Source organism: Phenylobacterium sp. (genome assembly GCF_013822795.1).
In the GTDB taxonomy this organism is placed as follows: domain Bacteria; phylum Pseudomonadota; class Alphaproteobacteria; order Caulobacterales; family Caulobacteraceae; genus Phenylobacterium.
The window spans coordinates 65,429-77,101 of record NZ_PNLB01000013.1; the positions used below are offsets into that span (position 1 = coordinate 65,429).

17 protein-coding genes are annotated in these 11,673 nt (G+C 68.6%); 9 read left to right on the top strand and 8 right to left on the bottom strand.

Annotated features, from left to right (window positions below):
- Positions 1-156: 156 nt before the first annotated feature.
- Genes C0481_RS12905 through C0481_RS12920 form a run of 4 tightly spaced genes read left to right on the top strand, consistent with a single transcriptional unit; the run spans position 157 to position 2,865 of the window.
- Positions 157-345 (top strand): NepR family anti-sigma factor, encoded by a 189-nt coding sequence (locus C0481_RS12905; protein ID WP_269629426.1) that lies wholly within the window; start codon positions 157-159, stop codon positions 343-345.
- A complete protein-coding gene (locus tag C0481_RS12910) occupies positions 342-944 on the top strand; it encodes a sigma-70 family RNA polymerase sigma factor (protein ID WP_293404490.1) in 603 nt (200 codons plus the stop codon). Before C0481_RS12905 ends, C0481_RS12910 begins: the two co-directional genes overlap by 4 nt.
- A gap of 12 nt (positions 945-956) precedes the next feature.
- Positions 957-2,681, top strand: a complete 1,725-nt coding sequence (locus C0481_RS12915) for a sensor histidine kinase (protein ID WP_293404317.1) — start codon at positions 957-959, stop codon at positions 2,679-2,681.
- Positions 2,682-2,727: 46 nt separating this feature from the next.
- Complete coding sequence (locus C0481_RS12920) at positions 2,728-2,865, top strand: entericidin A/B family lipoprotein (protein WP_056017788.1); 138 nt, start codon at positions 2,728-2,730, stop codon at positions 2,863-2,865.
- Positions 2,866-2,992: 127 nt separating this feature from the next.
- Here the strand turns inward: C0481_RS12920 and C0481_RS12925 are convergent, their stop codons facing one another.
- On the bottom strand, positions 2,993-3,820 hold the full coding sequence (locus tag C0481_RS12925) for a protein-glutamate O-methyltransferase CheR (protein ID WP_293404321.1): 828 nt from the start codon (positions 3,818-3,820) through the stop codon (positions 2,993-2,995).
- Positions 3,817-4,182 (bottom strand): response regulator, encoded by a 366-nt coding sequence (locus C0481_RS12930; RefSeq protein WP_293404323.1) that lies wholly within the window; start codon positions 4,180-4,182, stop codon positions 3,817-3,819. The genes C0481_RS12925 and C0481_RS12930 overlap by 4 nt, the downstream gene beginning before the upstream one ends.
- 180 nt (positions 4,183-4,362) lie before the next feature.
- Here C0481_RS12930 and C0481_RS12935 point away from each other — a divergent pair, with 180 nt between their 5' ends.
- Complete coding sequence (locus tag C0481_RS12935; RefSeq protein WP_293404325.1) at positions 4,363-5,088, top strand: glutathione S-transferase N-terminal domain-containing protein; 726 nt, start codon at positions 4,363-4,365, stop codon at positions 5,086-5,088.
- Between the two features lie 61 nt (positions 5,089-5,149).
- Here the strand turns inward: C0481_RS12935 and C0481_RS12940 are convergent, their stop codons facing one another.
- From C0481_RS12940 to C0481_RS12950, 3 genes are all read right to left on the bottom strand, one after another.
- A complete protein-coding gene (locus tag C0481_RS12940) occupies positions 5,150-5,962 on the bottom strand; it encodes an SDR family NAD(P)-dependent oxidoreductase (protein ID WP_293404327.1) in 813 nt (270 codons plus the stop codon).
- 65 nt (positions 5,963-6,027) lie between these two features.
- Positions 6,028-6,906 carry a TauD/TfdA family dioxygenase gene (locus C0481_RS12945; protein WP_293404329.1) on the bottom strand — a complete coding sequence of 293 codons (879 nt, stop codon included), beginning with the start codon at positions 6,904-6,906 and terminating at the stop codon, positions 6,028-6,030.
- A 67-nt stretch (positions 6,907-6,973) separates the two neighbouring features.
- On the bottom strand, positions 6,974-7,360 hold the full coding sequence (locus tag C0481_RS12950; RefSeq protein ID WP_293404331.1) for a VOC family protein: 387 nt from the start codon (positions 7,358-7,360) through the stop codon (positions 6,974-6,976).
- 75 nt (positions 7,361-7,435) lie between these two features.
- On the opposite strand from C0481_RS12950, the gene C0481_RS12955 reads away from it, so the two are divergent.
- Positions 7,436-8,788, top strand: a complete 1,353-nt coding sequence (locus C0481_RS12955; RefSeq protein WP_293404333.1) for an amidohydrolase family protein — start codon at positions 7,436-7,438, stop codon at positions 8,786-8,788.
- Between the two features lie 93 nt (positions 8,789-8,881).
- Positions 8,882-9,298 carry a DUF805 domain-containing protein gene (locus tag C0481_RS12960; RefSeq protein WP_293404335.1) on the top strand — a complete coding sequence of 139 codons (417 nt, stop codon included), beginning with the start codon at positions 8,882-8,884 and terminating at the stop codon, positions 9,296-9,298.
- Positions 9,299-9,343: 45 nt separating this feature from the next.
- Here the strand turns inward: C0481_RS12960 and C0481_RS12965 are convergent, their stop codons facing one another.
- Together C0481_RS12965 and chpT are read right to left on the bottom strand one after the other, a co-directional pair.
- Entirely contained in the window at positions 9,344-9,721 is a 378-nt protein-coding gene (locus C0481_RS12965; RefSeq protein ID WP_293404337.1) for a VOC family protein, read from the bottom strand.
- Positions 9,722-9,784: 63 nt separating this feature from the next.
- Positions 9,785-10,471, bottom strand: coding sequence for a histidine phosphotransferase ChpT (chpT, locus tag C0481_RS12970; RefSeq protein ID WP_293404339.1), 687 nt, complete (start codon positions 10,469-10,471; stop codon positions 9,785-9,787).
- Positions 10,472-10,541: 70 nt separating this feature from the next.
- Between chpT and C0481_RS12975 the strand changes: the two genes are divergently transcribed.
- Complete coding sequence (locus C0481_RS12975) at positions 10,542-10,739, top strand: DUF3553 domain-containing protein (RefSeq protein ID WP_293404342.1); 198 nt, start codon at positions 10,542-10,544, stop codon at positions 10,737-10,739.
- On the top strand, positions 10,736-11,500 hold the full coding sequence (cysQ, locus tag C0481_RS12980; protein WP_293404344.1) for a 3'(2'),5'-bisphosphate nucleotidase CysQ: 765 nt from the start codon (positions 10,736-10,738) through the stop codon (positions 11,498-11,500). Before C0481_RS12975 ends, cysQ begins: the two co-directional genes overlap by 4 nt.
- On the opposite strand, the gene C0481_RS12985 is transcribed toward cysQ, so the two are convergent.
- Entirely contained in the window at positions 11,497-11,661 is a 165-nt protein-coding gene (locus tag C0481_RS12985) for a hypothetical protein (protein WP_293404346.1), read from the bottom strand. The genes cysQ and C0481_RS12985 overlap by 4 nt on opposite strands.
- Between the last annotated feature and the right edge of the window lie 12 nt (positions 11,662-11,673).

Here is an 11,673-nt window from a genome sequence, read left to right on the forward strand (position 1 = left end):
TGCCCGAACGTAGGCCTTGGGAACCGGTTCCGTCAGAACGAGGTTTTCCTCAGCGTTATTATGTCTACAGTTTGGAACCCTGGGTGGGGTGAGGCGTTGACCGGCGACCAGGACGAACCGAGGGGGCGGGCTCAGCGAAAGCCGGGCGCCGAGGCCATGATAGAACAGCGTGCCACAGAGGACCGTCGGCGAGCGCCTGCCGCGCTGGACGAAGCCCGTCTGCGCCAGCAGGCCATCGGCGTGCGTCTTCGCCAGATGTTCGACGAGGTCGTCAGCGAACCAGTACCCGAGGAATTCCTCGCCATTCTTCGACAAGCGGACAAGAAGTCAGCGGAGAACGGCTGATGGCCGAGCACAGCAAGGCCCGGCCAGATCAGGGTGACGACGAGGCCTTCAAGCGCGAGCTGGTGAAGCTCATCCCACATCTGCGCGCGTTCGCCCGCACCCTGGCCGGCGATCCGGCCAGCGCCGACGATCTGGCCCAGGACGCGATGATGAAGGCCTGGGACGCGCGCGCCAGCTTCCAGATGGGCACCAACATGAAGGCCTGGACCTTCATGATCCTGCGCAACCAGTTCTATTCCGAAAAGCGGCGCTCCTGGCGCCAGAGCCAACTGGACCAGGAGGCCGCCGAGCGGACCCTGGTGGCGGTGGACGACCCCGAGGCGCCGGTGGCGCTCGACGAGCTGCGGTTGTCGCTGGCCCAACTGCCAGCCGAACAGCGCGAGGCGCTGATCCTGGTTGGAGCGGGCGGCTTCGCCTACGAGGAAGCGGCCGAGATCTGCGGCTGCGCGGTCGGCACGGTGAAGAGCCGGGTCAGCCGCGCGCGCAAGGCGTTGCACAGCATCCTCGAAGACGGGAGCTATGAGCGAGATGGAAGCGCGGCCGGCGACGCCATGAGCGCCATCCTGGCGGACGCGGAGCGGTTGAGCACCGCTCGCTGATAGGGCGGAAGCATGGACGGCACGCCCTGGGGATCGCTTTCCACCATCCGGGTCCGCCTGACGGCGGCGCTGGCGGCCGCACTGTTGCCGGTCCTCTTGCTCGGCATCCTGCAATCGGCGATCTCGTTCCGGCGTGAGGGCGTGCAACTGCGCGAGGAGCTGGCCGCCGCGTCCGAGCGCAGCGCGGCCACCGCCCGGGCGCGGATGGAGGCGGCCGACATCCTGCTGGAGACGCTGGCTCCCGGTTCGGTGGGCTTCAACTGCGCCCAGCGGCTGGCCGAGGTCACCCATCGCATTCCCGGCTACCACAACCTGATCCGCTTCGATCGCCGAGGCCGGGTCGCCTGCGCGGCGGGCGACGTGCCGGCCGACATGGCGCGGGCCAGCCGCCCCTGGTTCCAGAGCCTGGCCAAGGGCGACAGCCTGGTGATCACCCGCGACCCGGGAGCCAACTACGCGACCGTGCCGGCGCTGCTGGCGGCGGTGCCCGCCCACGACCCGCGTGTCGGCTTCGACGGAGCGCTGGTGGCGGTGATCTCGCTCGAGAGCCTGGCCCCCCGCACGGCCGACCGTTCGCTGCCCGAGCACTCCGAGGTCGCGCTGGCCGACGGCGAGGGGACCTACATCAACGCCACCGACAAGGAGGCCTTCCCGGCCCTGCCGACCGACTGGCGGGCCAAGGCCCTGAAGCAGGGCTCGATGGTCTGGTACGAACGTGACGTCCGCGGCGAGCGACGGGTCTATTCGGCGGCCCCGCTGGTCGGCGACGAGTTGTTCGTGATCCTCTCGGCGCGCTCGGGCGGTCTGTTCTCGTGGGCGACGCTGAACCCGCTGACCAGCATCGTGTTCCCGATCCTGACCTTCATCCTGGCGCTGGTGGCGGTGTCGGTGGTGACCGAACGGGTGGTGATCCGCTGGATCGCCTACCTGCAGCGCATCGCCGCGCTTTACGCCCGCGGGCGACTGAGCGTGCGGCCGGTGCAGGCCGACCAGGCCCCGCCGGAAATCCGCGACCTGGCCGAGACGCTTGAGGACATGGCCGACGCCATCGTCGGACGCGACGCCTCGCTGCGCGATTCCCTCGCGCAGAAGGACGACCTGATGCGCGAGATTCACCACCGGGTGAAGAACAACCTGCAGGTCATCTCCTCGCTGCTGAACATGCAGCAGCGGGCGCTGACCGATCCGGCCGCGCGGGCGGCGATGTCCGACACCCGCCAACGGATCACCGCGCTGGCCCTGATCTACCGCGCGCTCTACCAGGGCCCCGACCTGAAGCGGGTCGACCTGCGCGCATTCCTGGAAGAACTGACCGCCCAGTTGATCGCCGCCGACATCGCGCACGGCGCCGGGGTGAGGACCGAGATCCATGTCGACGACCTGGTGATCGATCCGGACCGGCTGGCCCCGCTGGCGCTGTTCGCGGTGGAGGCGGTGACCAACGCCCAGAAGCACGCCTTCGCCGGGCGTGGCGGCACCTTGCGGGTCAACTTCACCGTCCGCGGCGACGAGGCCGAGCTGGAGATCAGCGACGACGGCGACGCGCCGCCGGACGCCCTGACCACGTCGGGCGTCGGCCGGACGCTGATGACCGCCTTCGGCCGCCAGCTGCGCGGCCGCTCGGAGGTGGTGCGCAACGACAAGGGCGGGATCACCGCCCGCCTGATCTTCCCCACGCCGCTGGACGAACAGGCCGGCCGACGTCCCGCCGCGCGAGGGAACCAGGCCGCGGCTTGACCGTTAATGACGCCTTAGACTTCTACGCCATCAAGGGAATGCTCTCATGCGTAAGCTTGTGATCCTTGCAGTGCTCGCCGCCAGCCTCTCCGTCACCGCCTGCAATACCGTTTCGGGCGCTGGCAAGGACGTGAAGGCCGCCGGCACCGCCGTCACCAACACCGCCGAAGACGCCAAGAGGTAAGGTCTCTCAGCGGCGGCGGGACAGTTCGCCGCCCTGACGATGCAACCCGGACCGTCACCAGGTCGCCGCCCTCAGCGGCAGGCCGAGGTGGCGGTTTTTGCATTTCTGGGGGAGCGCTCGCGCCGCCTCAGGCGGCGACGCGGTAGGCGGGATTGCGGGCGTAGAGGCCAGGCCGGCCGCTGACCGGCTCGAAGGCGTCGGACAGCCCCGCCGCCGATTCCTGATCGCCGAGGAACAGGTAGCCTTCCGGGCTCAGCGCCCGGGCCAGATTGATGAGCAGCCGCCCCTTCATCGGCTCGACCAGGGTCGAGAGCACGTAGCGGCAGAAAATCACGTCGAAGCGGCCGGCCGTCGACAGGTCGGCGACCAGGTTGACCCGCCGCCAGCGGATCATCTGGCGCAGCCGCGGCGAGACCCGCCACATGTCGTCGGACTGTTCGAAGTGGCGGACCAACTGGCGGATCGGCAGGCCGCGCTGGACCTCGAACTGGGTGTAGAGCCCGCTTTGAGCCTTCTCCAGCTGGCGCTCGCCGATGTCGGTGCCGAACAGCTCGACCTTCAGGCCCGGCAGGCGGCCGCGCTCGTCCTCGACGATCATGGCCAGGGAATAGACTTCTTGCCCGGCGGCGCAGGCCGCCGACCAGATGCGCACCGGTTCGCCCCCTCGCACGCGCGCCAGGGCCGGCAGCACCTCGTCACGGAACAAGGCGAACGGCTCGCGGTCGCGGAAAAAGGCGCTTTCCGATTGCGCCATGGCTTCGACGATCGACCAGGCCAGCTTGTCCTCGCGACGCTCGCGCAGCATGGCCAGCATGTCGGCGACGCTGCCGAAGCCTTCGCGGCGAGCCGCCGGCGCCAGCCGGCTCTCGATCAGATACGACTTTTCGGGATCGATCCGCACGCCCGCGCGCGCCGCGCAGAGCTGGGCCACCAGTTCGCGGTCGCCCGGCGTCATGCGAGCCCGACCTCGGCGAACTTCGCCGTGATGATGTCGCCGTCGAACGGCTTCATGATGTACTCGTCGGCCCCGCTATCGAGCGCCTCGCGAATACGCTCGACGCTGTTCTCGACGGTGCAGAAGACCACGGTCGGCCGCTCGCCGCCGGGCTCCTGGCGCAGGATGCGCAGGAACTCAATGCCCGACATGGCCGGCATGTTCCAATCCAGGAGAACGGCGTCGGGCATGGCCGCGCGGCACCAGGCGAGCGCCTCCAGCCCGTCGGCGGCCTCGGCGATCTCGAAGCCGATGTCCTCCAGGATTCGGCGCGCGACCTTCCGGATCACGCGGCTGTCATCGACGACGAGACAGGTCTTCAAGCGGGCGCTCCTCCCTCATGGCGTTTCTGGCGCTGCGTTGGTTAAGGAGCGGTGTGGCGCAGGGCAGTTTTCCCGTCCGCCTGCAGGAGAAGCCGGGGATCCGATCAGAATTTGTCGATTGAGGCGGCACCGGCGGAGCCTAGGCTGGCCGCCCGACATACCCGAGGCAAGAGGACCGCCATGATCGACCTGCACTACTGGCCGACGCCGAACGGCAAGAAGGTGACGATCCTGCTCGAGGAGCTTGGCCTGCCCTACAAGGTCGTCCCCGTGCACATCGGCCGCGGCGACCAGTTCACCGACGGCTTCCTGCAGATCTCGCCGAACAACCGCATGCCGGCCCTGGTCGACCACGAGCCGGCCGACGGCGGGCCGCCGCTGAGCGTGTTCGAGTCCGGCGCGATCATGATCTATCTGGCCGAGAAGGCGGGCCGCTTCCTGCCCGCCGACACGCGCGGCAAGTACGAGGTCATCCAGTGGGTGATCTGGCAGATGGCCAACCAAGGCCCGAAGTTCGGCGAGCGCGGCCACTTCAGCCGCGTCGCTCCCGAGCACGGCGACCAGTCCTACGCCCAGCGGCGCTTCAACGACGAGGTCCACCGGCTGTACGGGGTGCTGAACAACCGGCTCTATGACCGCCGCTTCATCGCCGGCGACGAGTACTCGATCGCCGACATGATCTCCTTCCCCTGGACCGCCAGCTGGGAGCTGCAGGGGATCGACATGGGCGAGTTCAAGTACTTCAAGCGCTGGTTCGACGAGGTCAGCGCCCGCCCCGCCGTGCAGCGCGGCATGGCCGTCGTCGCCGATCCCGGCGAGGACCCGAAGTCGGTGACCCCGGAGGAACAGGAGCGCCGGCGCGGCCTGCTCTACAACCAGCGCGCCCGGCCCGCGCCGGCCGTCTAGTCGGCGGCCGCCCAGGTCTGGCCAGAAGGTCCGCTTGGGACGTCCTGGCCAGACCGTTGGATCAGATCAGGGCGGCGGGCTGGACATCCAGTTCCTTGAGCAGCGGCTCGGCGTAGTCGACCCGGCCGGTGACCGTCTGCGGGTCGCCCGAGGCCAGGCGATAGACCGCCTCGGCGATGTACTCGATCGGCTGCACACGGCTCTTGGTGGCCTCGTTGATCAGGCCGTGGACGGCGACGCCGGGGGTGTCGACCAGGCCCGGCGAGACGACATTGACCGCGATGTTGTCGGCGTAGACCTCTGACGCCAGGCCTGTCGAGAACCGCTCCAGCGCCGCCTTGCACATGCCATAAACGGTGCCGCCGCGGCCCGGGCCGTAGGGCTGCTTGGGATGGATGCCGGCCGGCGAGGAGATGTTGACGATCCAGCCGGCGCCTTTGTCACGCATGCCGGGGATGACCAGCTGCGAGAGGTGGAACGGCGCGTAGACCTGCACCTCCATCATCAGCTTGAAGCGCTTCTCCGGGAATTCCTCGACCGGGATGAAGTAGGTGATGGCGGCGTTGTTGATCAGGATGTCGACCGGGCCGTAGAGCGCCGTGGCTTCCTCGACCAGACGTTCACGCTCGGAGGCTTGCGCCAGGTCGGCCTTGATGAAGGCCGCTTGCCCGCCGGCCTTGCCGATGCGCTCGACGGTGTCCTGCAGGGTGCCGGGCAGACGGCTCTCGCCGCTCTCGGCGGTGCGGGCCGAGGCCACGACCTTGGCGCCTTCCTGCGCCAGGCGCGCGCAGATCGCCTCGCCGATGCCGCGGCTGGCGCCGGTGACCAGGGCGACGCGTCCCTTCAGCGTCCCGTTCGGATTGACGGTGACCATTCTCGAAATCTCCCTAATGAAATGTCTTTGTTTTTATTTGGAAACGAGACCTGCCGCGGCCTCGCCTAGGAAACGCCCTCCGCTGTCTGGAGAGCGGGCTTGCCCACCGGAGCGGGCCAAGCGTCGACCGTGACGCGGCGCATATGCCGCCGCTGCCCCGGATAATCGTTGAGCGCGAAGTGCCAGACCGAGCGGTTGTCCCAGAAGGCCACCGAGCCGGCGGTCCAGGCGAACCGGCAGGTGAAGGCTTCGTAGCGGGAATGCTCGAACAGGAAGTCGAGCAGCGGCTTGCTCTCGCGCTTGCTCCAACCGTCGATCCGCATCGTGAAGGCGGGATTGACGTAGAGCGCCTTGCGGCCGGTCTCGGGGTGGACCTTGACCACCGGGTGGATGAACTCGCCGACCGCACCCTCGGCCTCGACGACCTTCATCGAGGCGCGCTTCTGGGCCGAATGCCCCTGGGCGGAGTACTCGCGGCCTGCGGAGTGGACGGCGTTGAGGCTCTCCAGCGTCGCCTTCAGGCCGGGCGAGAGCGCCTCGTAGGCGGCGGCCTGGCTGGCGAACAGGGTGTCGCCGCCCCACTCCGGGATCTCGACCGCATAGAGGATCGAGCCGATGGAGGGGTTCTCCAGGAAGCTCATGTCGGAGTGCCAGCCGCCCCCAAAGTTCACCTTGTCGCCCGGCTCCTTGACGATCTCCATGACCTCGGGATGGCCCGGCATGCCGGCGACATAGGGATGGATGTTCAGCGGCCCGAAGCGGCGGCCGAAGGCGAGCTGGGCCTGCGGCGTCAGGGTCTGGTCGCGGAAGAACACCACCTGATGCTGGACGAAGGCGGCGCGGATCTGCTCGATCACGGCGTCCGGCAAGTCGCCGGCGAGGTCGACGCCGGAAATCTCGGCGCCCAGGGCGCCGGCCACCTTGCGGATCTTGAGGCCTGACATCGGACCATCTCCCTCTTGGCTGGAGGGATCAAACAACGCCTGGGGCCAGAGCGCGAGTCAGAAGCTCTCACTTGGGCTGCAGCAAATCCCATCGGTTGCCGTAGAGATCCTCGAACACCGCCACGGTGGCGTAGGGTTCATGGCGCGGCGCCTCCAGGAACTTCACGCCGGCCGCCGCCATGCGCGCGTGATCGGCGGCGAAGTCGTCGGTGTGGAGGAAGAAGCCGACGCGGCCGCCGGTCTGGTCGCCGACCCGCGCGGCCTGGGCCTCGCCCGCCGCCTTGGCCAGCAGCAATCCGCCCTGCGATCCGGGCGGCGTGACGACCACCCAACGCTTGCCGCCGCCCATGTCGTCGTCGCGGGTCAGGCCAAAGCCGAGCTGGTTCACGTAGAAGCCGATCGCCTCGTCGTAGTCGCGGACCACGAGGGCGGTAAGGGCGAGGCGTTGGGTCATATAACCTCCAATTGGACTCTAGACCCCGGCGCCACCGGAGCTAGAGTGCGGGCCGTTTTATAGGGGGGAGTATCCATGCGTAGAGTCTCGGCGCCCACCGCCGCAAAAATTCTTGGCGCCGCCATTGTTCTGAGTATGGGCGCGAGCGGCCAAGCCGCCGCCCAGGCCCAGCCGGCCACCGTCATCCACGCCGGCGCGCTGCTCGACAAGCCGGGCCAGGCGCCGCGCGGCGCCTCCACGATCATCATCCGCGGCGGCAAGATCGAAGCCGTGCGCGACGGCTTCGTCGAACCCGAAGCCGGCGCCAAGGTCGTCGACCTGCGCAACCAGTTCGTGCTGCCTGGGCTGATCGACAGCCATGTCCATATCTTCAGCGACGACGACAAGGTCAAGGCGCGGATGGAAGCGGTGAACCGCGACATCGAAGACGACATGGTCATCGGCATCGACAACGCCCGCCGCACCCTTGAAGCCGGTTTCACCACCATCCGCGACCTCGGCAGCGACATCCGCAGCGTCACCGCCCTGCGCGACGGCATCAATAACGGCCTGCTGACCGGCCCGACCATCGTGGCGGCCGGCCGCCCGATCGCCGTCACCGGCGGCCATGGCGACGGCTCCAACAACCTCAACCGCGACATGACCGAGGTCGCCCACCACGAGGGCGACAACGTCTGCAACGGCGCCGAAGACTGCCGGCGTGCGGTGCGCGCCCAGATCAGCCAGGGCGCGGACGTGATCAAGTTCACCGCGACCGGCGGCGTGCTTTCGAACGTGGCCGGCGGCCTGGGCGCCCAGATGTTCGATGACGAGATGAAGGCGATCGTCGACACCGCCCACATGTTCGGCCGCAAGGTCGCCGCCCACGCTCACGGCACCGACGGCATGATCGGCGCTCTCAACGCGGGTGTGGACTCGATCGAACACGGCACCTTCGGCAACGCCCAGACCGACGCCCTGTTCAAGAAGACCGGCGCCTACTTCGTGCCGACCATGCTCGCCCCGAACACCGCCCTGGCTCAGGCCCGCGCCGGCGCCCGCTCGAAGGCCTCGCTCGACAAGGCCGAGATCGCGGCCAAGGTGGCGATGGAGAACCACCGCCGCGCCATCGCCAACGGCGTCAAGATCGCCTTCGGCACCGACACCGGCGTCTCCGCCCACGGCGACAACGGCAAGGAGTTCGCGCTGATGGTCAGCGTCGGCATGAGCCCGGCCGAAGCGATCAAGTCGGCGACCGTCAACGCCGCCGATCTGCTGGGCCGCTCGGCCAGCATCGGCACCCTGGAAGTCGGCAAGGACGCGGACATCATCGCCGTGGCCACCAGCCCGCTCTCCGACGTCACCCAGCTGGAGCATCCGACCTTCGTCATGCACCGCGGCGCGGTGGCCAAGATCGGCGGCCTGCGCGCGCCGTTCCCGCCGAACTAGTCGAAACTAGCGCCCGCACGCGCGGGAGTTGTCACCTTCCGAAGTTAGGCTAGGGTCACGCCTAGCTTAGCTTCGGAGGGCACGATGGACTTGATGTTCCAACCGCTCCGCAAGTACGCGGATTTTACCGGCCGCGCGCGCCGGATGGAATTCTGGCTTTTCTGGCTGTTCCTGATCGGGATCCAGATCGTCTTCTCAATACTGATCGGCATGGTCGGCGGACCGACGGCGGTCGCCGACCCGACCGATCCGTTCGCCGTCCTGAACGGACCGGCCAAGGCGCTCTATGGGGTGTTCGGCCTGGTGATGCTGGGCTTGTTGATCCCCAGCCTGGCGGTGGCCATGCGCCGGCTGCACGACACCAACCGCACAGGCTGGTGGCTGGCGCTCGGGCTGATCCCATTCCTGGGCGCGCTGGTGCTGCTCATCTTCTACGTGCTCGACGGCACGCCTGGCCCCAACAAGTACGGCCCCGACCCCAAGGGTCGGGTCTCCGCCGCGGCCGCCTGATCTGCGATCTGGTGGGGCGCAGGCCGCCCCACCGGACGCTCGCGCCTAGTGCATCGTTCCGGCGACGATCTCGAGCTTGTTGCCGTCCGGATCGAGCAGCACCGCGCCGTAATAGTCCGGCGAAATGTCAGGGTGCAGGCCGGCGGCCCGCACGCTGGTCGCGCCGCCCGCCAGCGCCGCGGCATAGGCCTGATCCACGGCCAGCCGCGTGGGGGCCGTAAAGGCGATGTGCGTCGCTAGGCCCGCGACCTGATCGCCTTGCGCCGGATAGAGCCAGAAGAGGCGGCTCTCGCCGCCCGGACCATAGGCGAGCTCGTGCTCGGCCGCCCAGGCGTTGGCGCAGCCGAGCGGGGCGAAGAAGGCGTCGTAGAACGTCCGTGCTGCGGCCAGATCGCGCACGCCGACAGAGAGATGATCGAACATGGGGTGAGCCCTCCAGTTGGGCTCACTGAGTTGTGGGCGCGCAGCCGCGCCCACAAGCCCCCGTCAGGCCGGAACCGTCGCCGCGAAGGTGACTTTTTCCTCGGACACGTCGGCGAACACCCGGCCGCCGGCGTCGCCCATGAACAGATGGACGTAGTAGGCCTGGACCCAGTGGCCGTGCAGGCCGTCGCCCAGCCCCTCGCCGCGCAGTCCGGCCAGCACCTCGGGGCGCAGGCGCGCGCGCGGGCCGACGGACTCGACCGCGATGGCGATGGTGGCGTCCTGCGCCACGGCGCGGACTTTGGCCACGCCGCCGGTGGGCAGGGCTGCGCCGGCCATCTGGGCCAGGTTCATCAGCGCCCGGGCGGCCGGCTTGTTGACGGCCGGCGCCTCGACTTGCCAGTCGAGCGTCGCACGCATGTGGTTGAAGACGCCCTGGGCCAGCTTTTCCAGCTCGCGCGGGTCGAAGGTCTCGGCCGAGGCCGAGGCGCCGAAGGCCACGCGGGTGAAGGACAGCAGGTCGGCCAGCTTGCGCGCCGAACCCGAGATCAGGTTCATCGCGTCTTCCTTCATGTCCTGGGCGCTGGGATCGTCCAGCAGGTCCAGGCCCGAAACGATGGCGCTGGCCGGGCTGATGAAGTCGTGACACATCCGCGCGGCCAGGTAAGCGGCCACCTCGGCGGTGCGCGGCGGAGCCTTGGCTTCCGGCGCGGTTTCGGGGGTCGATTGGGGGGAGTCTACGCCGTCCATCATTACGCTCGCGAACTTGTCCTGATTTGGCGCTTTGGCAAACGCGCCGCTGCACTCTAGAGAACCGCCCATGGGCGGTCCCGATCCTTTCCTCGAGCCCGGCGTGCTGGTCATGCACCCGACCCGTGAGGACTGGGGCCTGGGCCAGGTGCAATCGATCGCGGGACGCAAGGTGACGGTGAACTTCGAGCATGCGGGTAAACAGGTGATCGACAGCGACGTGATCGCCCTGACGTTCGTGAGCGATGACCCGCGAGGCGCCCGATGAGCGGCGGACGTGACGTCGGCGAAGTGCTGGCCGATATTTGCGAAGAGGCTGCGGCCCTGATCCTGCCGCTGTGGAAGTCGGACCTGACCGTCTTCTCCAAGGCCGACGAGAGCCCGGTGACCGAAGCCGACCGGCGCGGCGAGGCGCTGATCCTGGAGCGGCTATCCGCCGCCTTCCCTGACATCCCGGTGATCTCCGAGGAGGACGCCAGCGAGTTCGGCACCCCCGACGCGATCGGCCCGCGCTTCTTCCTGGTCGACCCGGTGGACGGCACCAAGGCCTTCGTACGCGGCGATCCGAACTTCACCGTCAATATCGGCCTGATCGAGGACGGCCGTCCCGTGGCCGGCGCCGTCAACGCCCCGGCGACCGGCGAGACCTGGTTCACCCAGGGCGGCGCGGCGATGAAGCGCAGCCCTGGCGCGGCGCCGCATGCGGTGCGCACCCGTCCCTGGCCGCAAGGCGCGGCGGTAGCCCTGGTCAGCCACACCATGAAGGACGAGACCGCGCAGAAGCTGGCTGAACAGTACGGCTTCGACCTGCGTGAGCCGATGGATTCGTCGATCAAGTTCTGCCGCATCGCCGAGGGTTCGGCCGACATCTATCCGCGTCACGGGCCGACCATGGAATGGGACATCGCCGCGGGGCACGCGGTGCTGACGGCCGCGGGTGGGCAGGTGAAGACCCCCGAGGGCGAGGACGTGGCCTACGGCAAGGCCGACGCCGGGTTCCGCAACGGCTGGTTCGTCGCCAAGGGCTAGCCGGCCGAGGCGACCGACGCCATCACAGGGGCGTCCGGGCCGTGGGCCAGGCTAGGCTCGCCCGGGCCGATCGCCAGATAGCCGGCGAAGCCCACCGCAAACGCCGTCGCGGCGATCCAGGCGAATGGTCGAACGAGCTGATAGACGCTGACTTCGGTCACTGGATGTTCCTG